22 protein-coding genes and 1 pseudogene are annotated in these 22,152 nt (G+C 47.5%); 9 read left to right on the plus strand and 14 right to left on the minus strand.

Translation table 11 applies throughout. The features are described 5' to 3' along the window. Nucleotides 1-6: 6 nt before the first annotated feature. Genes aroB through AYW76_RS02730 form a run of 5 tightly spaced genes read right to left on the minus strand, consistent with a single transcriptional unit; the run spans nucleotide 7 to nucleotide 4,427 of the window. Nucleotides 7-1,104 carry a 3-dehydroquinate synthase gene (gene aroB, locus AYW76_RS02710; protein ID WP_067215448.1) on the minus strand — a complete coding sequence of 366 codons (1,098 nt, stop codon included), beginning with the start codon at nucleotides 1,102-1,104 and terminating at the stop codon, nucleotides 7-9. 3 nt (nucleotides 1,105-1,107) lie between these two features. Next, complete coding sequence (locus tag AYW76_RS02715; RefSeq protein WP_067030056.1) at nucleotides 1,108-1,647, minus strand: shikimate kinase; 540 nt, start codon at nucleotides 1,645-1,647, stop codon at nucleotides 1,108-1,110. 39 nt (nucleotides 1,648-1,686) lie between these two features. Further along, the gene (locus AYW76_RS02720) at nucleotides 1,687-2,874 is read right to left on the minus strand and encodes a type II and III secretion system protein (protein WP_067215450.1); all 1,188 of its coding nucleotides are present in this window, start codon (nucleotides 2,872-2,874) and stop codon (nucleotides 1,687-1,689) included. Further along, complete coding sequence (locus AYW76_RS02725; RefSeq protein WP_067215453.1) at nucleotides 2,875-3,552, minus strand: hypothetical protein; 678 nt, start codon at nucleotides 3,550-3,552, stop codon at nucleotides 2,875-2,877. Beyond that, on the minus strand, nucleotides 3,549-4,427 hold the full coding sequence (locus AYW76_RS02730; protein WP_067215456.1) for a hypothetical protein: 879 nt from the start codon (nucleotides 4,425-4,427) through the stop codon (nucleotides 3,549-3,551). The genes AYW76_RS02725 and AYW76_RS02730 overlap by 4 nt, the downstream gene beginning before the upstream one ends. A gap of 184 nt (nucleotides 4,428-4,611) precedes the next feature. Here AYW76_RS02730 and AYW76_RS02735 point away from each other — a divergent pair, with 184 nt between their 5' ends. Beyond that, nucleotides 4,612-7,071, plus strand: coding sequence for a penicillin-binding protein 1A (locus AYW76_RS02735; protein WP_067215457.1), 2,460 nt, complete (start codon nucleotides 4,612-4,614; stop codon nucleotides 7,069-7,071). A gap of 52 nt (nucleotides 7,072-7,123) precedes the next feature. On the opposite strand, the gene AYW76_RS02740 is transcribed toward AYW76_RS02735, so the two are convergent. The 9 genes and pseudogenes from AYW76_RS02740 to AYW76_RS02780 all read right to left on the minus strand — a co-directional run bounded on the left by AYW76_RS02740 (nucleotide 7,124) and on the right by AYW76_RS02780 (nucleotide 14,754). Further along, a complete protein-coding gene (locus tag AYW76_RS02740) occupies nucleotides 7,124-7,927 on the minus strand; it encodes an HAD-IIB family hydrolase (protein ID WP_082866073.1) in 804 nt (267 codons plus the stop codon). Further along, complete coding sequence (locus AYW76_RS02745) at nucleotides 7,920-8,693, minus strand: DeoR/GlpR family DNA-binding transcription regulator (RefSeq protein ID WP_067215459.1); 774 nt, start codon at nucleotides 8,691-8,693, stop codon at nucleotides 7,920-7,922. Before AYW76_RS02745 ends, AYW76_RS02740 begins: the two co-directional genes overlap by 8 nt. Before the next feature lies 1 nt (nucleotide 8,694). Next, the gene (locus tag AYW76_RS02750) at nucleotides 8,695-9,423 is read right to left on the minus strand and encodes a glycerophosphoryl diester phosphodiesterase (protein WP_067215461.1); all 729 of its coding nucleotides are present in this window, start codon (nucleotides 9,421-9,423) and stop codon (nucleotides 8,695-8,697) included. Next, nucleotides 9,420-10,496 (minus strand): sn-glycerol-3-phosphate import ATP-binding protein UgpC, encoded by a 1,077-nt coding sequence (locus AYW76_RS02755; protein WP_067215462.1) that lies wholly within the window; start codon nucleotides 10,494-10,496, stop codon nucleotides 9,420-9,422. The genes AYW76_RS02750 and AYW76_RS02755 overlap by 4 nt, the downstream gene beginning before the upstream one ends. 1 nt (nucleotide 10,497) lies before the next feature. Then, the gene (gene ugpE, locus AYW76_RS02760) at nucleotides 10,498-11,340 is read right to left on the minus strand and encodes a sn-glycerol-3-phosphate ABC transporter permease UgpE (RefSeq protein WP_067215464.1); all 843 of its coding nucleotides are present in this window, start codon (nucleotides 11,338-11,340) and stop codon (nucleotides 10,498-10,500) included. Continuing rightward, the gene (gene ugpA / locus AYW76_RS02765; protein WP_067215466.1) at nucleotides 11,340-12,215 is read right to left on the minus strand and encodes a sn-glycerol-3-phosphate ABC transporter permease UgpA; all 876 of its coding nucleotides are present in this window, start codon (nucleotides 12,213-12,215) and stop codon (nucleotides 11,340-11,342) included. Before ugpA ends, ugpE begins: the two co-directional genes overlap by 1 nt. Before the next feature lie 89 nt (nucleotides 12,216-12,304). Next, nucleotides 12,305-13,620 (minus strand): annotated as a pseudogene (ugpB, locus tag AYW76_RS02770) (sn-glycerol-3-phosphate ABC transporter substrate-binding protein UgpB). Between the two features lie 216 nt (nucleotides 13,621-13,836). Next, the gene (locus AYW76_RS02775; RefSeq protein WP_067215468.1) at nucleotides 13,837-14,175 is read right to left on the minus strand and encodes a hypothetical protein; all 339 of its coding nucleotides are present in this window, start codon (nucleotides 14,173-14,175) and stop codon (nucleotides 13,837-13,839) included. A gap of 3 nt (nucleotides 14,176-14,178) precedes the next feature. Continuing rightward, on the minus strand, nucleotides 14,179-14,754 hold the full coding sequence (locus AYW76_RS02780) for a DUF502 domain-containing protein (RefSeq protein ID WP_067215470.1): 576 nt from the start codon (nucleotides 14,752-14,754) through the stop codon (nucleotides 14,179-14,181). 164 nt (nucleotides 14,755-14,918) lie between these two features. Between AYW76_RS02780 and AYW76_RS02785 the strand changes: the two genes are divergently transcribed. The 8 genes from AYW76_RS02785 to AYW76_RS02820 all read left to right on the plus strand — a co-directional run bounded on the left by AYW76_RS02785 (nucleotide 14,919) and on the right by AYW76_RS02820 (nucleotide 22,069). Continuing rightward, a complete protein-coding gene (locus tag AYW76_RS02785; protein WP_067030008.1) occupies nucleotides 14,919-15,821 on the plus strand; it encodes a LysR family transcriptional regulator in 903 nt (300 codons plus the stop codon). A 106-nt stretch (nucleotides 15,822-15,927) separates the two neighbouring features. After that, nucleotides 15,928-16,728, plus strand: coding sequence for a putative hydro-lyase (locus AYW76_RS02790; protein WP_067215473.1), 801 nt, complete (start codon nucleotides 15,928-15,930; stop codon nucleotides 16,726-16,728). 94 nt (nucleotides 16,729-16,822) lie between these two features. Next, entirely contained in the window at nucleotides 16,823-17,785 is a 963-nt protein-coding gene (locus AYW76_RS02795; RefSeq protein ID WP_067030005.1) for a TRAP transporter substrate-binding protein, read from the plus strand. 68 nt (nucleotides 17,786-17,853) lie between these two features. Further along, nucleotides 17,854-18,369 carry a TRAP transporter small permease gene (locus tag AYW76_RS02800; protein ID WP_067215475.1) on the plus strand — a complete coding sequence of 172 codons (516 nt, stop codon included), beginning with the start codon at nucleotides 17,854-17,856 and terminating at the stop codon, nucleotides 18,367-18,369. A gap of 2 nt (nucleotides 18,370-18,371) precedes the next feature. Continuing rightward, nucleotides 18,372-19,679, plus strand: a complete 1,308-nt coding sequence (locus tag AYW76_RS02805) for a TRAP transporter large permease (protein WP_067030002.1) — start codon at nucleotides 18,372-18,374, stop codon at nucleotides 19,677-19,679. A gap of 11 nt (nucleotides 19,680-19,690) precedes the next feature. Further along, nucleotides 19,691-20,434 carry a 5-oxoprolinase subunit PxpA gene (locus AYW76_RS02810; RefSeq protein WP_067030001.1) on the plus strand — a complete coding sequence of 248 codons (744 nt, stop codon included), beginning with the start codon at nucleotides 19,691-19,693 and terminating at the stop codon, nucleotides 20,432-20,434. After that, nucleotides 20,431-21,156 (plus strand): 5-oxoprolinase subunit PxpB, encoded by a 726-nt coding sequence (pxpB, locus tag AYW76_RS02815; protein ID WP_231872533.1) that lies wholly within the window; start codon nucleotides 20,431-20,433, stop codon nucleotides 21,154-21,156. The genes AYW76_RS02810 and pxpB overlap by 4 nt, the downstream gene beginning before the upstream one ends. Continuing rightward, nucleotides 21,146-22,069 carry a 5-oxoprolinase subunit C family protein gene (locus AYW76_RS02820; protein WP_067029999.1) on the plus strand — a complete coding sequence of 308 codons (924 nt, stop codon included), beginning with the start codon at nucleotides 21,146-21,148 and terminating at the stop codon, nucleotides 22,067-22,069. The genes pxpB and AYW76_RS02820 overlap by 11 nt, the downstream gene beginning before the upstream one ends. Nucleotides 22,070-22,152 lie beyond the last annotated feature (83 nt).

The raw sequence follows: 22,152 nt of genomic DNA on the forward strand, positions 1-22,152 counted from the left end.
GGTTATTTATTGGGCACTTGCCGCTTCAATAGCATCGTCTAAACAGCCGTTGAAATCATCCATGGAAAAGGCTGATGTAACGTAGGCTTCACCCAATGACTGTAACAGTACTAGACGCAAGCTCCCATCCAATACTTTCTTATCTAGTAACATACGTGCAATAAACGCTTCCCGTGTCATGCCTTTAGGCGGCAACACTGGCAATTTCGCTTTGGCCAATAAATGGACACTGCGCTCAACATCTTGTTCAGTCAGATTGCCCATTCGCCAAGAAAGGTCGACCGCTAATACCGTACCCGCACCGACCGCCTCTCCGTGTAGCCATTGACCATAGCCCATTTCTGTTTCAATCGCGTGGCCAAATGTGTGGCCCAAATTCAAGATAGCACGAATGCCACCTTCTTTTTCATCTTGCGCTACTACTCGAGCTTTAGCGAAGCAAGACTCATAAATAGCGTGGGTGATTTTCTCACCATCTAGTGTCATTAAGTCGTCAACATTCTCTTCAAGCCATGCAAAGAATGGGGCATCACAGATCAAACCGTATTTGATGACCTCGGCCATGCCCGCTGATAACTCACGCTCTGGCAATGTTTTCAGCGTATCCGTATCAATGATCACCGCTTGCGGCTGATAAAAAGCGCCAATCATATTCTTGCCAAGCGGATGATTGACACCGGTTTTGCCGCCTACCGAAGAGTCGACTTGTGATAATAAGGTCGTCGGCACTTGGATAAATGGCACGCCACGCTGATACGTCGCCGCCGCAAAACCGGCCATGTCACCTACCACCCCACCACCCAATGCGATGATTGTTGTCGTGCGGTTATGTTTCGCTTCTAACAACGAAGACATAATGCGTTCGTACGTTTCCAGTGTTTTATACTGTTCGCCGTCAGGCAGAATGCATGTATCCACTTGGTAGTCATCACCCAATACTGCTATTACATCGGCTAAGTAAAGTTCTGCCACAGTGGTATTGGTCACAACCATGACTTGCTTACCAGCAATGGCATCACTAAACAGTTGCTTCTGCTGGCGGATACCCGCGCCTATGTATATCGGGTAAGAGCGATCTCCAAGATCAACGGTAAGTGTGCGCATGATTTAAGCCTCCGCAGCTAAATGCTTTTTAATCGCGTCCATTACTTTATTAGCAACGGTTTTAGGATGACGAGAATCGGTTTCAACAATGACAGAAGCCACTTCTCGATACAAAGGGTCTCGCACCGTAAATAGACGCGTCAGCGTATCTTTAGGGTTCCCCTGTTTTAATAATGGGCGATGATTACTTTTAGAGGTACGCTGTAATTGCTGCGTCACCGAAGCAAAAAGGTACACGACTAAGGGTTGATGTTTCAGCATATCGCGGTTTTCGTCTTTCATGACGATACCGCCACCCGTTGCTAAGACAACGGGCGTTTGATCCGCTTCTAGCATGGTTTGTAGGGTTTGAGTTTCACGGCGGCGAAAACCTTCCTCACCTTCTTTTTCAAAGATCCAAGGGATGTCTGCACCGGCATTCTCTTCAATTACCCGATCAGAGTCGTAAAATTCTCTGTCTAACTGTTGCGACAGAAGGCGTCCGATGGTGGTTTTACCCGCTCCCATTGGACCCACTAAGATAATAGTCGGGGCGTTAATCATGTTTTAGTACTTCGAAGTTAACTGTATTTCGGCTACTGCCTAGTTTACCGACATTTTTAGCAGTTTTGGCGTAATAAATACAAGTAGTTCCCTCTTTTCTTGCTGTTCAGTCCGCTGACGGAACAACGCCCCCAATAATGGCACGTCCCCTAACACGGGAACTTTGCTGACCGTTACCAACTTTTCTTCTCTAAAAATACCTCCTAATACTAGAGTTTCGCCACTGCTGACTTCCACTTGCGTCTGAACTCGATTGGTTTCTAAGCTTGGGACACCATTAACCATATCCCCAACCGAATCTTGGTGTATCTTTAAGTTTAACAGCAATGTGGTCGCATCTTTTACCTCTGGCGTTACCTCCAGCACCAGCCCCGCCTGACGAAACTCCACACTTAAGTTTTCATCATCCATGACTTGGTAAGGCACTTCGGTACCTGACTCGATGCGTGCAGGCTGCCCTTCTGAGGTCACAATTTTCGGCCGCGCAATAATATTCGCGGAGCCATTACGTTCAAGCCAATCCAATGTCGCCGACAAGTTTAGGTTGCCACTAACGCCGGACAGCCCCACGCTGATGGGTGCCGACGCAATTCCTAAGTCCACATTAGAAATCAAACCACTGTCCACTTGATCGACTAATCGTGCTTGCCAGTTAACACCCAGCTGCTCTTGTACTGAATCACTGACTTGCGCGATTTCAGCCGCAATCTCAATCTGTCTCATAGGACTGTCTAGCCAGACAATAGCGCTGCCTAATACCTCTTCGGTGCCACAGTAATGGGTCATAATGGCATTGGTTCGGGCATCTACAATGACTTTTATTCCCGTGAAGAACTGCTTTACATGCTCTCCTACCAGCCCAGCTTTTGCGTGTTTCAAATGCCAAATGCGATCGGCACATTCTTCGTCACTTGATTCACTTTTCATTGAGGCTAAAGCCCCCTCTTGCCTCTGCGTCAAAATCGCAATCTCGTCTTGCCAACTGAGTGACAATGTTAGCTGTTGTGCCACAGCACTGAGTATTTGCTGCCAATTGGCGTCTCGGATAGACAGCGTAATATCCGCATCAATATTGGGGTCAATTACCACACTGGTCCCTAACTCAGCCGCAAGCTGAGGTAACACTTGTTGTAGCGGCTGTTGGCGGACAAACACGTCTAGAGCCTGAACCGTCATACTCGTAAAATAAAGCCCACATAAAACCATCCATGTTTTGAGTGACTGCATTTAGTATTCCTTTTGTGATTGCTCCAGTGTGTTTAATCCCGTCATGTACAGTTTCTGGGTGAGTCCTTGCGCGCTTTGCAAAATCACGAAGTCCTGATCGATCTGAGCAAGTGTGGCTTGGAGCTCTGGTGACCAATGCCCTTCGTGTAGCCACAGTTCTTTTTGATTCACCTTAATCAAGGCCGCGGAACTCGCACCGTGAACAGTACTGATTAATTCCCCGGAATGGGGCCGATAGGCTCGTTGCTCAAAAGGTAGGATATTTATTTCGGGTTTTAATGTGCTTGGACGAAGCAGCTGCCAGCGAATATCAGCTCGCCATTGCTCATTATGACGCTGCCATACGACCGTTTCCGGCGTTAACCAAAAACGCTGCTGTATCGCTTCTAGCACCGTCGACCACTGAGGTAATGACATGGACGCAACCATGTGCATACCAATGACGGTGTCATTTTGTTTCAGCAGTGTCACCGGAAAATCTTGCGGTAACATGTTGAGAGAATGCGCAATAGTGCGCCACTGCTGTTCTTGATGCTGATAACGATCTATCGCCACTTGGCGTTCTAATTTGTATTGCCACAGCACATTAATAAGCCAAGCCACTAGGATACACTCAACTACCAGCCACCATTTCAAATACTTAGGCGAGGAAAAAGACTGAAAGATGTTTTGTTTCATAGCACTTCCTCACTCATAGTTACTTCAAGTGGCGGTAATCTATCGGGCCAATTTTCTTGCCATACTTGAACATCACTGGAATTTCCCGTAACCGTCACATGCACCTTATCCTCAGTGACTAACATGTCGTCTAGCCGAACATTAACAGGCAGAGTACGCAATTGAGTTAAGCTATCCACCACATGGGTTTGATGATGCCCCACACTTGGCCAAGGCCACTTAAATGTGTCCACAGATTTTGGTGTTAAATTGCGAATCACTACGCTCCCCCAAATGCCTGAAAGCGCCACCAAAGCAATACATGCGACCAGTACCATTCGTGAATTTCGTTCTGCACGACGCTCAAGATAATCTTTTTGGTAGGATGAGAACGGTCTCATAACAGAGCGAAGGACCCGCCATGAGTGAGCATTACTCACCTGAATAGCGCGCTCGCTGAATACCTTTTTAATACCAAGCTGTTGAAAAATCTCATGGTATTTTTTAAGTAACACTGCGACATACATGGATAACGATTGATCGCTTTTAGCAATCACCACATAACTGAGCGTATGCTGCTGAGCATCGTGTCGAGTGACATTGCTCGCTTGAGTATGAGCCGCCATCAGATACAGTGATTGGGGTAACTCTGTATCCAGCTCAAATTGATCGCTCTCCAACCAATGATCTGGCAACAGAACAGCCACAGGCTTAGAGGCATGCGAGGGTAACAATTCAGCCAACTGCTTTAACGCATCATCAATAGATACATTACCAACTGACAATGCATCCCTTTGGTTTGCCTGAGTATTACAGTGAAAGTAGTCTTTGCAATAATATGATTGCCAGTGGTCTTGCCGCCAAACCAATAAATACGGTCGCGCGAGAAAATGCATGGTTCCCTCCATGAAAATAGTAAAGCCATCCATAGCTTTTGATGATGACGCGATTATGAACTTACTTATGCAATCAGCGCCATATCTTTACAACAAGATAACATGAAAATTCAGCCCCACAAGCCACCAAGGTCAACACAAGTCAGGTATAATCGTCAGAACACAAAATAACCAGTGACCGATCATGGCCAAAACATTCAAAATACTCTTTATCCTTGCCCTTCTTGGCGCCTTGGCAACTGTTGGCATTACCTATGGTGTTTATCAACAGGTGAAAGACAGCATTCCGACCAAGGAGGAAATGAAAGACATTGAGCTGCAGATCCCATTGCGTATTTATACGCGAGATGAAAAGCTCATTGGCGAATTTGGCGAACAACGCCGTTCACCAATCCGCTATGAAGACATTCCGCATGATTTAGAGAATGCCGTATTGGCCGCGGAAGACAGCAACTTCTATCATCATCCTGGTGTCGATATTGTTGGCTTATTGCGCGCCGCGTATCAATTGGTTTCAACGGGGGAGATTCAAAGTGGTGGTAGTACCATCACCATGCAAGTAGCGCGAAACTACTTCTTGTCTTTTGAACAGACCTTCATGCGTAAGTTTACCGAGATTTTCATCTCATTGAAGTTGGAACAAGAACTGTCTAAGCATGACATTCTTGAGCTTTATATGAATAAAATCTACTTGGGTAAACGTGCATACGGCTTCGAAGCGGCGGCCCAAGTCTATTATGGTAAGCATCTTGACGAATTGACGTTGGCACAATACGCCATGATCGCAGGCTTACCGAAAGCGCCTTCACGCTATAATCCAGTTGCGAACTCTTCACGCGCCTTGATCCGCCGTAATTGGATTCTTCAACGAATGCTAACACTGGGAATGATCGAGAAAGAGGCCTATCAAAATGCTGTTGAAGCGCCGGTGACGGCTGAGAACTACGGCATTCAACCCGACATTGAAGCCAATTACGTGGCTGAAATGGTGCGTCATGAACTGTACCAAAGCTACGGAGAAAAACTCTACACCGAAGGTTTGGTGGTCTACACCACCATCGATTCAGAACGTCAAAACAACGCCAATCAGTCCGTCTACGATGGCGTGATGGCGTACGATGAGCGCCATGGTTACCGCGGCACATTAGACACTCGTACCAATTTAGTCTCCGCGACACTAGAAGAACAGCAAGACGTCTTTAAAAACTTCAGCAATATTCCGAGCTGGACTCTTGCTCTTGTGCTTGAAACAACAGATACCAATGCGAAGCTTCGCCTAGAAGATGGCAGCACCTTCGACTTATCCTTTGATGGCATAAGCTGGGCCGCACCCTACATCAATGAAAACTACCATGGCAAAAACCCTAAAACAGTTGACGATGTATTGGTCGCTGGCGACATCATTCAACTGCGTCCAGATGACAATACAACTTGGCGTCTAGCGCAATCCCCTGCCGTACAAAGTGCCTTAATTTCTTTGGACAGCAAAGATGGAGCGATTGAATCTTTAGTGGGTGGGTTTGATTACTTCAGCAACAAGTTTAACCGTATCACGCAATCTAAGCGCCAACCGGGCTCTAACTTTAAACCATTTATTTATGCCAGCGCGTTAGCCAACGGCTACACAGCCGCTTCGGTGATCAATGATGCGCCTGTAGTATTCCATGACAGTAACTTAGCCAGCGCTTGGCGCCCGACCAATGACGGCGGTAAATTTTATGGCCCAACACGCTTGCGCCAAGCCTTATACCGCTCTCAAAACGTCGTATCGGTTCGCTTACTTGATGAAATGGGCATCCGCCCAACGCTCGAATACGTTAAGCACTTTGGCTTTGATCCCAATGAGCTACCACGCAACTTATCATTATCTTTAGGCAGCGCAAACTTGTCACCTTTGCAAATTGCGACAGGCTACGCTGTCTTCTCAAATGGTGGCTATCGTGTCCAGCCTTACTTGATTGATCGTATTGAAGACCGTGCAGGTGAAATCGTCTTCCAAGCTGAGCCAATGACGGTGTGTAGCGACTGCACAATGCTAGAAAATGATATCGACAATCCTGATGCCCCCAACAAAGGGTTATTTGATACGGACAGCGGTGTGATCGAGCTCCCTGTTGCCCCCCGAGTCATCGACAGTGACATTGCCTATATCATGTACGACATTATGCGAGACGTGATTCGTTATGGCACTGGACGTCGTGCTCGTGTACTGGAACGTAGTGACATTGCCGGTAAAACAGGTACAACCAATGACGGACGTGATGCTTGGTTCTCTGGGTTCAACGGTGACATTGTCACGTCGGTTTGGACTGGATTTGACGATATGTCGCCACTAGGCCGTGGAGAATGGGGTGGGTCAGCGTCTTTGCCAACGTGGATTAACTACATGCGCGCGGCGTTAGCAGATACCCCCGCCAGCTACGTCAACAAGCCCTCATCACTGGTTACCGTGCGAATTGATCCGGATACAGGCGAGCGTGCATTACCGGGGCAATCAAATGCCATGTTTGAAATGTTCCGTAAAGACCATGTGCCCGAACGACGCATGAGCGCTCGCTCTGAACAAGCAGGCAGCAATACGCAGAACAATTCATCGTCTGAACAAGCCCCCTCCAGTAACATCGCTATCGAGAACTTGTTCTAATCAAATCTAGGTTTCTAGATCTATAAAAAGCGCTGCATGATGCAGCGTTTTTTTATGGACGGCTGGTGAGCACTTTTTCAGCCAACTCCGCAAACCCAGCGCCCCCAGCCCCATTGGTAATAAAACGAGGCAAATGGGTCAACGTATCCAAATGGGGGGCGATATTAGCCACCCCAACGCTTAGCGGAAACTGAGCAAACATACTTTCGTCATTAGGCGCATCGCCAACATACAGCACGCATTCTTTTGCCGCCTTGCTAGAAACACCAAAGAATTCGGTTAAAACACGCTCAGTCATCGCGTATTTATCCACCCCTTTTTGGCAAATATTAATGTGAATCGAAGAGGCTTTTGCATTTAATCCAAGAGTCAGCAAATCGGCTAGCAATGCCTCTTTTTCTTGAGTCGCCGGTGGAACGATGTCCTGCGCATAATCAATCGCTACGTCGGTTAGTCGAAACTGCTGATCTTTCGTCAATGACAGGGCAGAAAATCGTTTCAATCGAGGCTGTATCAGCGCCAGCAATTCGGCCTGCTGTGCGCGCATAGCGGCTTCATCGTTAAAATAATGGTACTGCACTGAACGCTGACTCGGCTGTAAAAACACCCCACCCCCTTCACTGATGACACCCGCAATCGGCAAGACTCGAACCATCATATCTGACCATCCGGCACAACCACCGGTAACCGGAATCACGTGTATGCCCGCCGCCTCAAGATCGTATAGTGCCTGTAACGTCACTGCAGGTAAGCGGCCATGCAGTGTTAACGTGTCATCAAAGTCAGTAAAAAGGTATCGCACCTGCCGCAATACAGAGGCGTCCAACCACTCTAACGACTGCGGGCTGTTACTCACCTGTCGCCTCCTTTGCTGATATTAAACGCACCCCTTGCGCTTCAAGTAGCTGTTGTCGTGGGGCTGAAATATCATCCGTAAACAGCATTTCGACTTGTTCAAAACCCGCCACCCGTGCACTGGCTTTTCGCCCCCATTTGTATTGGTCCGCAACCAATAAAACATGGCGACTTTGTTCAATCAACGTTCGACTTAAATTGGCTTCGTCTGGATCAAAGTCCAGCACACCAAAACGCTCATGCAACCCACCACAGCCCAAAATGCCATAGTCAAAGACATACTTACGCATACTTTCAATGGTGTCTGACCCAACTAGGTCACAATGACGATGACGCATACTTCCCGCGGTCATATGAACAGACGTTTGCGGTGTCAGCGCAAAGATAGTCGCCACCGTAAGATTATTGGTAAATACTTTTAGGTCTTGATGTTTCAGCAACGCTTTAGCGACAAATTCGACGGTGGTCCCCACGCCCAAAAATACCGAGGCACCATTTGGAATAACATCTGCTACCTGCGCTGCGATCAACTGCTTCGCATCGCTGTTCAAAAACTGACGATTGGCAAACGACAGATTCTCTGCCGTCGATACGGGGGCAATACCACCATGTTGACGACGCACTAAATGTTTTTCCGCCAACTGATTAATGTCTTTACGAATGGTTTGCGAAGACACACCAAAGCGTTCAACCATTTCTTCTACTGGTAGCAAGTCGCATTGCTGTACCCAATTTAAAATATGCTGCTGACGTTCATTTAGGTTCAAACTACGACTCCAAGTGCATGAACTGATTTGGATCATCGGTGATGATCGTGTCCATTCCCCAGTCCCAATGCCGCTCGACAAGATGCGCTTCATTGGCTGTATAGCACAACAACTTATAGCCCGCGGACTTCACGGCACGAGCCTGTTGCTCAGTGAGTACTGCGTAATAGCAATTCAAACTAAAGGCTTCAATAGCTGCCAGCTTAAGCAGCCAATCACTCGGCACGTCTTCAACTAAGTAGCCAAGATGTCGCTGTTTATCTTCGCGATAACAGATCTGTAAAGCCTCGTAGTTAAAACTTGAAATCATCAATTTGTCGTTATCCTGCCAACGTTCTGACAGCATGGCTAATATAGGCGGTACAACCCGCTCCACATCGGCGTCTTCGTATTTGATTTCCAGATTCAAACCAAGTCCGAGTGCTTGGATGCAATCAATGGCTTGCTCAAGGGTGGGTACTTTTTCACCATCGTGCTCAGCACCAAACCACGAACCGGCATCCAGTGACAACATTGTTTCCAAGTTCGCTTCTAATGTATTTCCAAAGCCATTCGTACAGCGCTCTAAAGTATGATCGTGAAAAATGATCAAGCCACCTTGAGCAATGGGATACACATCAATCTCCACCCACTTTACCCCCGTCGCAGCGGCGGCTCGGATCGAGGCAAGGGTATTTTCAGGCGCCAATAATGCCGCACCACGATGCCCCATCACTTTGGTCAACTTCATAGTGGTTCAATCCTCTTCGTTGTTTCTGCATCAAATACATGCCACGCCTGTTGTGGCACTCTTAAACCAATGGGCTGCCCAATATCTGGTGCGTGATTACCCGACAAACGCACCACAAATGGGTATTGCTTATCTTCACTGATTTTTACCGAGCCATGAATCAATGTTTCTGCGCCCAGCGCTTCGACGGCTTTTACCTGTAGGCTCAAGTCGGCGTCCTGCAAGGGTACGATATCCACATGTTCTGGACGAATGCCCCACATGACTTTATCCGTGGAAAACTGTGGACAAGCTAGCTGACTGTCCACACCTAACTGCAAAACCCCATTTTCTATCGAACTGGGGATAAGATTCATCGACGGTGAACCAATAAACTGCGCCACAAATGTCGAGGCTGGACGTTCGTATAACGCCATGGGAGTACCCACTTGCTCGGCATGGCCTTTATTTAGCACCACCAATCGATCCGCGAGGGTCATCGCCTCCACTTGATCATGGGTCACATACAAAGTCGTCGTCCCTAATTTACGCTGTAACTCACGAATTTCAACGCGCATCTGCACTCGCAATTTAGCATCTAAGTTAGACAAAGGTTCATCGAACAGAAACACCTTAGGGTCACGTACCATCGCGCGTCCCATGGCCACACGTTGATGCTGTCCACCAGACAGCTGTCGAGGTTTACGCGTGAGTAGCTCTTCCAACCCCAGCATCTGCGCGACGGCATTCACTTTGGTTTCAATCTCTGATTTTGGCTCACCACGATTCTTTAAGCCATAGGCCATGTTGTCATAGACCGACATATGTGGGTACAAAGCGTAATTTTGGAACACCATTGCGATGTCTCGCTCTGCAGGCTCTTTGTGATTGACCTGATCCCCTTTAATCAGTAAATCGCCTTGGCTGATACTTTCAAGTCCTGCAACCATGCGTAACAAGGTTGATTTACCGCAACCAGACGGACCAACTAAGACAATAAACTCCCCTTCTTCGATGGTTAAATCGATGCTTGGGATGGCTTGGTAGCCGTTGGCGTATGTTTTACCGATATTTCTAAGTACTAAATCTGACACTTTACTTCTCCGCGTCTACCAAACCTTTCACAAATAACTTCTGCATGCCAATAACGACCAGCACTGGTGGAATCATCGCCAGCAACGTCGACACCATGACTTTATTCCACTCAATATCGCCATCTGGCACGGACAGCATACGCTTCACGCTCATCACCAACGTGTAGTAAGCATCATCCGTGGTCACGATCAGCGGCCACAAATACTGGTTCCAACCATAAATAAACAAAATCACAAACAGCGCCGCAATATTGGTGCGCGACATTGGCAATAAAATATCGAAGAAGAAACGAATGGGGCCTGCGCCATCAATGCGCGCAGCTTCGACTAATTCCCCGGGAATACTCATAAAACACTGACGAAACAGAAAGGTAGCGGTGGCACTGGCAATAAGTGGCAGCGTTAGACCGGTATAGCTATTCAGTAAGTTAAGATTGGCGACGACTTCATAGGTCGGCACAATGCGGACTTCTACAGGCAGCATCAAGGTAAAAAAGATCACCCAAAACTCCAAGCCGCGAAATGGGAAGCGGAAAAATACAATCGCGTAGGCAGAGAACAACGAAATCGCAATTTTGCCAAACGTAATACCAAGCGCCATGATCAATGAGTTCAAGGTCATACGCAGCACTTGCGAAGCCTGTCCCTCTTTTCCAATCAACACCTGATGCCAATTAGCGAACGCTTGATCTCCAAACCACAGCGGAATATGGCCAACACCAAAGGCGTTGGCAGGATCAGTAGAGGCGACAATCGCCACCCAGACCGGCAATGCGACCACTAACACGCCTAGAATCAAAACGAGATGACTGAAACCGGTCAGCCAAGGACGGTTTTCAATCATTAGTACTGCACCTTACGTTCAATATAGCGAAACTGCACCACCGTCATCAGCCCAACAATGACCATTAGCACAACAGATTGTGCCGCAGAGCTGCCCAAATCCAGACCAACAAACCCATCGTTGAAGACTTTGTAGACCATGGTCGTGGTACTTTGCCCAGGCCCTCCTTGCGTGGTGGCATCAATCACACCGAACGTTTCAAAAAAGGCATACACCAAATTAACCACCAATAAGAAGAAAGTAGTGGGCGATAACAATGGAAACACAATGTCCCAAAATCGTTTGCTCGGGCCTGCGCCATCGATCGCCGCGGCCTCAATCAAAGACCGAGGAATGGCCTGTAAACCAGCGAGAAAAAATAAGAAGTTGTAACTGATTTGTTTCCACGTGGCAGAAATCACCACCAATATCATCGCCTGATCGCCATTCACAAAGTGATTCCAATCGATACCGATGGATTCTAATAGTAAGGCCATGGGGCCCATGCTTGGATCGAATAAAATCCACCACAATACACCCGCCAATGCGGGGGCCACGGCATAAGGCCAAATCAACAAAGTTTGGTACACCATCGCGCCACGAATCACCCGATCCGCCATGACTGCGAGCCAAAGTGCCACCGCAAGGCCTAAAAAAGCCACCGAAAAGCTGAACACCATGGTGGTTTTGAGTGATGCGAAATACTCTGAGCTAGTAAGCAACTCAGTAAAGTTATCTAAGCCAACAAAATCACGGCTTAAACCGAAGGCATCTTCTTGATAAAACGCTTGCTCAACCGCTTGTCCTGCGGGCCATAAGAAGAAGATAGCCGTCACCACTAACTGCGGCATCAGCAGCAGATAGGGCAGAAGTTTTTGAGGAAAATACACCGACATAAAAAGACTCAACCAGTCACTAAACAGAAGACACGCAATAACAGCCTCCCCACTGTAGGGGAGGCTATCTCATAGAGAGGCCGTGATGACTAGTCGTTTGCTTTTTCGAACTTACGTAGCAAAGCGTTGCCACGCTTAGCAGCCGCATCCAATGCAACTTGAGCGGTTTTATCACCCGCCCACACGGCTTCTAGCTCTTCATTGATGATGTCACGGACCTGAACGAAGTTACCCAAACGCAAGCCTTTAGAGTTTTCTGTCGGCTCAACAGAAGTCATCTGTTTTACCGCGACGTCTGTACCAGGGTTTGCCGCATAAAAGCCTTGCCCTTTGGTCAGCTCATAAGCCGCTTGTGTGATCGGCAGGTAACCTGAAAATTGGTGCCAATCAGCTTGCATATCGGCACGCGATAGGAAGTTTAAGAAAGTGGCGACACCTTGGTACTGCTCTTCACTTTTACCTTGTAGCACCCATAATGATGCGCCACCGATAATCGTGTTTTGTGGTGTCTCGATTTGCTCGGCATTGTAAGGCAACTGTGCTACACCAAAGTCAAACGAGGCATTGCGTTTCATACCAGCGTAACCCGCTGAAGAGCCCATAAACATTGAACATTCTTGGCTATAGAATTTTGGCGCAGAGTCGCTACGGCGGCCACCATAACTGAAAATGCCGTTTTGCTGCCATTCACGCATTTTTTCAATGTGCGCGACTTGAGCAGGACGGTTAAAGACAAACTCTGTGTCCATTCCGGCAAAACCGTTGGCCTGTGTGGCAAACGGAATATTGTGACGTGCGCTGAAGTTCTCTAATTGAATCCATGATTGCCAAGACGTTGTGAAACCACACTCGACACCACTGTCTAATAGTTTTTGCGAGACCGTTTGCATTTCTTGCCACGTTTTCGGTGCGCTCACGCCAGCTTTTTCAAATTGCTCTTTGTTGTAGTACAACACTGGCGTCGAGCTGTTAAATGGCATCGACAGCATATTGCCATCTTCATCCGTGTAATAACCCGTGACAGCACTTAACCCGTGAAAGCACTTAGGTAATCGTCCTGGATGAATGGCTGTCTTGTTTCGCGCATCAGTTTGTATACTGGGTAAATCGCACCTTCTGCCGCCATCATGCTGGCAGTCCCCACTTCAAATACTTGAACCAGCGCTGGCTGCTGCTTCGCTCGAAATGCGGCAATCGCAGAAGTCATTGTTTCAGTGTAATTACCCTTGTATACCGGCTTCACTTCATATGCATCTTGTGCCTGATTGAACGCCTCAGCGATCTATACAACCTTTTCACCATTGGCACCACCCATTGCATGCCACCATTCAATTTGTGTTGCAGAAAATGCTGATCCTGACACAGCTAAACCAACTGCTGTAGAAACTAAAGCTAACTTATTAATGGTACGTAACCCTCGTATCAAAACTAAAATCTGGAAGAATAAAGAACATCAAACGAGGGGTACATTACGACAAATATATGTCACTTTGATGGCAAAACACTCAAACGAAACCTAAAAAAAATTCAAATGAAACCTAAAAAACATTCAAATGAAACAAAAAATATTTTTCAGACATAAAAAAACCCGCTAATTGCGGGTTTTTACTGCTCATTCAAATTATGCGAAATCTCGCAGTAGCGCTTCAATTTCTTGCTTTTTCTGTCGTGATTTAACGAAGTTAGCAATGACCGATGCTGCCGTAATACCAATTAAGGCTGATAACATATCGTCATTGCCATAACTGACAATAAAGCTGTAAATCAGTAATAGGCTGCCAATGATCAAAATGAGAGGTTGATACGACACTTTTAGCGCGCCCGTCTTGTCATTCTGAACGATGGTGACGCCATAGAAAGAGCCCAGCGAGCCAACATATATGCGTCGCGGAAAGGTTTTTAACTTGGCCGGATAGCCTTTTTCTTCTAGTAATTCCGTCAGTTGTTCTAATTGCATCATAATTTATTTCTTCGATTGTACGCCACCGGTTACGGCTATGCGCATGCCTTCTTCCATCGTGACATCCAGCGGCGTCAGTTTTTCACGTGAAACATAAACTGTCATTCCGCCGATCTGATAACTCAAAGGTAAATAGACCCCAACTAAGTTTTGATCACCAAACAAACGCTGCCCCATTTTCTCGCCAGTCACAAAACCAATCAATTGCATACCCTGAATCTCCAAGGACACGACACTTTGCTGCTCAGTTTTATTCGACAGGCTGAATACTGTCATCATGTCTTGCAGCGCCCCATAGATCGATTTTACTAAGGGAATGTTCTCAAACACTCTGTGGCTTACTTTCATTAGGTAGCGAACGCCGTAAAAGTTCACTACCAAGCCGATCAGTGCCAAGCCAGCTAGGCAGGTTAACACTCCGAGCCCCGGAAAATAGTAATCCACTGGCCATACTAACAATACCAGTGGGCGTACCAATGTCTCGGCCGTGGTAAACAACCAATAGATAAAATACACCGTCAGGCCAATCGGTAAAACGGCCACCAAGCCTTTTAATATTAAGGAAATCAGTTTGTTCATTTTGCGCTCCATTAGGAATAACAGAGCATACAAAACCCGTACCAGCATAGATAGAGAGTTGGACGCAATGATTCGGCAATAACATAGGAAAGAGCATCACACTTGTCTGGCTTAGAGGTTTAAAGCCCGTTATTCTGCTGTGTCAGGTATAAGGGAGAAGTTCATTGAATTACAAACGCTTAGAGACTTTTGTTTGGGTCGCCTCACTTGGCAGTTTTCGTAAAGCAGCCGAACGCATGCACACTACGCAACCCGCTATTTCTGCACGTATCTCAGCCCTGGAATCCGAACTGGGGGTGAAACTCTTTGAGCGAGAAGTTGGCTCAGCCCCGATCGCTCTAACCGCTAAAGGCAAAGACTTACTGCCTTACGTTGAGAAAATTTTATACCAATCGGAACAGCTGCGTAAACGAGCAGAAAGTACAACCGCTTATTCGGGGGTGATTCGTATTGGCGTTTCGGAAACCATTGCCCACACATGGCTATCGACGTTTTTATCTCGATTGCACAATGAAATGCCCAAATTGGACGTAGAACTTACTGTCGAAATCACCACCGTACTCTCGGCAGGAATCAAAGACCGCTCTATTGATTTAGGGCTGTTAATGGGGCCCATTAATGACCCGAGTATTGTCAACTTAGACTTATGTACCTTCTCACTTTCTTGGGTGGCCAGCCCAATGCTTAACTTACCTGACCGTTTGCTGTATCTCGAAGAACTGGCTCCTTGGCCAATCATCTCCTATGCCCGAAACAGTAAACCTTACGCTGAAATCTCTCAGAAATTCAGAGAGTTAGAAGGGCCTCCAGCGCACTTTTTTGCATCTACCTCGCTCGCTGCCTGTCGCAGTTTAGCGCTGGATGCGGTAGGCGTTGCTACCATGCCAGATGTCATGATTGAAGACGCTCTGCAAGCAGGAACACTCAAACGCATTCGCGCCATTTGGACGCCATCAGAGCTAAAATTCACCGCATCCTATTCGGACGAGCCGTTTAACCCCATCGCTGAAGTCGCCGCGAAAATCGCTGTTGAAACCGCCAATGAATACGCCCAAATGAACACTTGATAAAAAAAATTGATCAAAAAGGCCAAAAAAACACGATTAGACTTTTTATAGGGTGTGCTTCTACTCTTGATTCAACCCAACTGTGATAAAAATTAGGAAAGCAATCATGTCTCAGTCATCGTTAACCTTGTTGCAACAGACCTCAGCACTCCGCCAAGCGATACGTCGTAAAGACCACACCGGCCCGACTAGCGGTCTAGCAACGGGAGCGATGCAAGGTAATGTGGTGATTCTACCAGCAGACTACGCAAATGAGTTTTTACTGTTCTGTCAGAACAACCCTGTCTCTTGCCCCTTGATCGGTGTTTCAGAAGTCGGCAATTACCGCATGCCTATGCTGGGGGAAGACATCGATATGCGTCACGATATTCCTGAGTACTATGTCTATCGCAACGGTGAAAAAGTAGAAAGTCGAGCGGATATCGAAGCGCTGTGGCAAGACGACATGGTCGCGTTTGTCTTAGGTTGCTCGTTTTCCTTCGAACACGCTTTGTCCCAAGCTGGTTTAACCCCTCGTAACATTGAGGAAGGTGTTAACGTTTCTATGTTTGAGACCAATATCGCCACAACGCCTGCAGGACGCTTTTACGGCAATACCGTAGTAACCATGCGTCCTTACGTACCAAAAGAAGCGATTCGTGCCATTCAAATTACGACACGCTTTCCTAAGGCCCATGGTGCGCCATTACATTTTGGCAACCCAGAAGCCATCGGTATCAATGACCTAACCCAACCAGAATTCGGCGATGCGGTCAGCATTCGTGAAGGCGAAGTGCCGGTTTTTTGGGCGTGTGGTGTGACACCGCAATTGGCAATTCGTAATGCCAAACCGCCGATCTGTATCACCCATGCTCCCGGTAAGATGCTGGTCACTGATATTCTCGACACTGACTTAGCGGTCTTTTAGTGTCTGCTTTACCGTGCAGATGCCCTAACTTTGCATGGCGATTTTCATAATCAAAAAATAAATCTAACCCTTCACTTTGAAAGGACAAGGAACAATGAAAAAAATCACAACAGCGTTAGTGTTCGGCAGCTTACTCTCTACCTCTGCAATAGCGGATAAATGGCACATGCCAACACCTTATGGTGACGGCAACCTGCCGACTCAAATTGCTTACGGTTTTGCTGAGGAAATCAAAGACAAAACCGAGGGTGAATTAGACATTACCGTGCATTCAGCGGGCTCTCTAGTGAAACACACGGAAATCCCACGTGCGGTGAAAACCGGCCAAGTACAAATTGGGGAAGTATTCTTAGGTATTTTGGGTAACGAGCACCCAGTCTTTAAACATGACAATATCCCTTTCCTAGCCACGTCTTTCGAGGACGCGAAGTCACTTTGGGAAGCTGCTAAACCAGCTGTTGAAAAACAACTGGATAAGCGCGGTATGAAACTGCTTTACGCGGTCGCATGGCCGGCTCAAAGCCTTTACACGGAGATGCCAGTGGCACAGCTAAGTGACCTTGAAGGCTCTAAAATGCGTGCATACAGCCCATCTACGTCTCGCCTTGCTGATCTAATGGGTACAACACCGACAACGATCCAAGTACCCGACATTCCACAAGCATTCAGTACTGGCATTATTCAAGCCATGATCACCTCCCCTTCGACGGGTGTCGACAGCCAAGCATGGGACTACGTGAACTACTACACCGATGTGAAAGCTTGGATTCCCAAGAACATTATCGTTGTTAATAAACGTGCTTTCCGCCGTTTAGATAAAGACACTCAAACAGCCATCCTAGACGCGGCAAAACATGCTGAAGCACTGGGCTGGGAAAAAGTTGCAGAGCGCGCTGCGAGCGACAAGCAGAAGTTAATCGACAACGGTATGAATGTGTCCGATCCATCCGATGCGTTAATCAAAGAACTTCAAGCGATTGGTAATACCATGGTCTCCGAGTGGAAAGCCGAAGATCCACAAGAAGTGGGTGCCATCCTAGATCGTTACCAGCCATAAGCGTTTCTCGCGCAACCTGAGTCTCCCTCTATGCTTCAGAGGGAGACACTCTTCAAGAAGAGAGCACCATGACACATTTCAAAGACACCTGTTATCGAATGTCGGGATGGCTTTCAGGCCTATGTATCGTCATCATTACCGTTCTACTACTTGCCCAAATTGTGGGGCGCTTATTTGGTTTTATCGTTCCTTCCGCCGAGGACTTTGCTGGCTACGCTCTGGCAGCCTCTACTTTTTTTGGCTTGGCCTACACCTTTCATGAAGGCGGACATATTCGGGTCACATTGTTGATTCAACGCCTCAACCAAGGCCCACGTAAAGTACAAGAAGCCTTCGTACTGACGTTAGGTCTGATCCTAAGCGCCTTTGTCGCCTACGCTTGCTGCTACATGGTGTACGAATCTTACATTTATGAAGAAGTGTCATATGGCTACATCCCTGTTCCCTTATGGATTCCTCAACTGAGTGTCGCCCTAGGCGCCATTGCCTTAGTACTTGCTGTGCTGGACGCTTGGCTCAGTGCGATTCGTGGTCAATCCCCACACTATATTCGTCATGAAGACGAACTTTCATTGGAGGAATAACCATGGATTTAACACTTATTTCTATTATCCTCGCGGTCGGCATGCTGGCCATGCTGGCACTAGGAGTTTGGGTCTCTTTCACCCTAATTTTTATCGGTGGTTTGGGACTGATTCTTTCCGAGAACTATCAAATCGGGTTGTTATTCTCGACATCTTCATGGGGGGCGAGTACATCTTGGTCGCTAACAGCTCTACCGCTGTTCATTTGGATGGGAGAAATCCTTTTCCGAACGCGATTATCTGAGGATCTTTTTAAAGGCCTTTCTCCATGGTTAAGTGGGGTGCCAGGCAAATTGTTCCACGTTAACATACTGAGCTGCGGTATTTTTGCAGCAGTCTCCGGATCGTCTGCTGCAACAGCGGCTACCATTGGTCGTATGACCTTGCCTGAGCTTAAAAAGCAAGGCTACAGCGAGCGTATGGCGATCGGCACATTGGCTGGCTCTGGTACGTTGGGACTCTTAATTCCACCGTCTATTATCTTGATCGTTTACGGCGTCGCGGCAGAAGTATCGATTGCGCGCTTATTCATTGCTGGAGCACTGCCAGGCTTATTATTGGTTTCATTATTTATGGGCTACACCATGATTTGGGGGTTACTGCATAAAGACGAATTACCTCAGACAAAGACTGAGCATATAAGCTGGAATACGCGCTTTAAAGCGCTCAAACAACTCCTCCCAGTTATGGGGTTGATCGGCTTCGTATTGGGCTCGATTTATGGTGGTATTACCACGCCGACAGAAGCTGCTGCCATTGGTGTCACTGGCGCATTGATCATCGCCGCGGTGACAGGCTCTCTTAACGTGAGTAGTTTCATGGAAAGCCTAATGGGAGCGGTAAAAAGCGCTTGTATGATCACCTTTATTTTAATTGGTGCTCACTTCCTAACCCTTGCTATGGGGTTCCTAGGCATCCCGAAAGAATTAGCGGTATGGATTGGCAGCATGAACCTGTCACCTATGGAGCTGATTCTCTATCTAACCGTGTTTTTTGTGATTTTGGGCTGCTTCCTAGACGGGATATCCGTTGTGGTACTGACGGTTGCAGTGGTTCTGCCTATGGTGGATGCTGCGGGTATTGATCTACTTTGGTTCGGTATTTTCATCGTGCTGGTTGTGGAGATGTCGCAGATCACGCCACCTGTCGGATTTAATCTATTTGTCATTCAAGCACTTACTGGGAAGAATATTCTTTACGTTGCTCGTGCTGCTTTACCTTTCTTTTTGTTGATCGCATTAGCGATCGCATTGGTTACCCTATTTCCTGAAATCGTCACGTACTTACCCACCACGATGTCGCAACGCTAACGGAGGCTATTATGAAATTAAACTGTGATATGGGCGAAGCCTTTGGTACATGGAAAATGGGCATGGATGAGCAAATCATGCCCTACGTTGATCAAGCGAACATTGCCTGTGGCTTCCACGCTTCGGACCCTCTGACCATGGCCAAAACCGTGGCGCTTGCGAAACAACATAATGTCACCATTGGCGCGCACCCAGCGTATCCTGATTTGGTGGGTTTTGGTCGCCGTAACATGGACATTGCGCCAACAGAGCTTAAATCCCTTATTCAATATCAAGTGGGGGCACTTCAGGGTATTTGTAGAGCGCACGGGACTCAGGTCGCCTACGTGAAGCCACATGGTGCACTTTACAACACTATGATGGCGGATTTCTCTGTCCTAGAAACCGTAATGCAAGCCGTCAGCGAGCTGGATCCGACACTGGTTCTGATGGTGATGGCCATTCCAGAGTCCGATCAAGTTAAAGCCTTGGCGGAAAAATACCAGTTAGCACTTTGGTTCGAGGCTTTCTCCGATCGCTTGTATACGGATGAAGGCCGCCTCACTCCACGCAAACAAAGCGGTGCAGTACATCAGACCTTTGACTTGATTGAGCAACAAGTCCTGCAGCTTAGCGAGCAAGGCGCGTTAACCACTGAATCCGGTCAGTTATTAGCGATTCTGGCCGACACTATTTGTGTCCATGGTGATGGCGCTCATGCCGTAGAAGCCGTCCAGCGTATCCGCCAAGTAGTTGATGGTGCCAGTGCCTTATGATGGATAATCAAGCATCTGCTGCCGCAGCCACTTCTATTGAAATCAGCCTAGTGAGCGATCAAGCGTGCTTACTACAGTTTTCAAACATCATCAGTGATGCGGTGGCAGATCAGATCAGTCTCGTGACCACCGCACTTCGCGAGCTTGAGGGTATTATTGACCTCATTCCATCATACACCACATTGTTGGTGGTATTTGATACCGGCTGCTTTGACCGTTTTGCAATTCAGAAAGCCCTACAAGGAGTTTTGGCCTCTATCGATTGGTCCAGTGCAGGGAATCGTGCCAGCCAGGAAGTCGTTATCCCGGTGTACTACGGCCCTGAGGTCGGACCAGACTTAGAGGACGTCGCAACGCATTGTCAGCTAGACATAGAGGAAGTGATACGCCTCCACAGCACGACGACGTATCGAGCTTACGCCATTGGCTTCACACCTGGCTTTGCCTTTCTAGGCAATACGCCTGAAGTCTTACATGTGCCACGCAAGACAACACCTCGTCTAAAAGTCCCTCTCGGCAGTGTGGCCATCGCTGAGCGTCAAACAGCGGTTTATCCAAGTGTGACGCCTGGAGGGTGGCAAATCCTCGGGCGCACCCCTATTGCCTTAGTGGACTGGGCAAGTGACAGCTTAGCGCTAATCAAAGCGGGAGATAACGTTCGCTTTGAGCCAATGACCAAAGAAGAGTTTTTAGCACAAGGGGGTAATTTCGATGGCTTTTAAGGTATTAAAGCCTGGCATGCTGACATTGCTGCAAGATCTCGGGCGACATGGCTACCAGCATTTAGGGGTTACCTCGGGCGGCCCTATGGATGAAGTCGCTTTTCGATGGGGCAATGCACTATTGGATAACCCAGATAATTCGCCACAACTGGAAATCACGTTTGGCATGCTCTCATTGGAAGCAACACAGCCGACTAGCATTGCCATTGTAGGGGCGGACCTAGAGGCGACGATCAACGGCGAAGCGGCTATGCCGTGGCAAACTTATGAAATCAAAGCGGGGGATGTGATCCATTTTCAACAATCTAAATTCGGCTTGAGAGCGTATTTGGCGGTCAAAGGCGGTTTTCTGGCGGCGCCGGTGCTTGGTAGTGTCGCTACCGTCATGCGTGAATCCTTAGGAGGCTTTGATGGCAAGGGAAGCAAGGTTCAAAAAGGCGACTTACTGCCCTTTCACGCGACTTCAAACCATACGCCAAGGCACTTGCCTAGATTGGCCATCCCCAACTATGAGCAAGTCGAGATCGATGTCGTCACAGGGTATCAATACGCTCGTTTTTCTGGGCTAGACCGTGCTCGCTTCTTTAACAGCGACTACACTCTTAGCCAAAACTGTGATCGCATGGGTTATCGGTTGGAAGGGCAAGCCGTCGGCCAAGATCAGCCTGGTATCATTTCTGAAGGCATCGCCTATGGTGCGATTCAAATTCCCAGTGATGGCAATCCCATCGTTTTACTCAAAGACCGACAGACCATCGGTGGCTACCCAAAAATTGGCTGTGTTACGAGTATTTCTGGAGGATTGCTGGCACAGAAAAAGCCTGGGGATAAAATCGGCTTCCGTTTTATGACGATTGACCAAGCAGAACGCGAGCGACACTTACAAATGTCACGAATCAATCAATGGCGCTAATTCTAGCGCCTGCCTCTCTTTAATCCCATCTCCTTACAATACATGACATATTAACAGCCGAGATTTACATAATTTTTTTCTAA

The sequence above is a fragment of the Marinomonas gallaica genome (genome assembly GCF_001639745.1).
GTDB classification, from domain to species: Bacteria; Pseudomonadota; Gammaproteobacteria; order Pseudomonadales; family Marinomonadaceae; genus Marinomonas; species Marinomonas gallaica.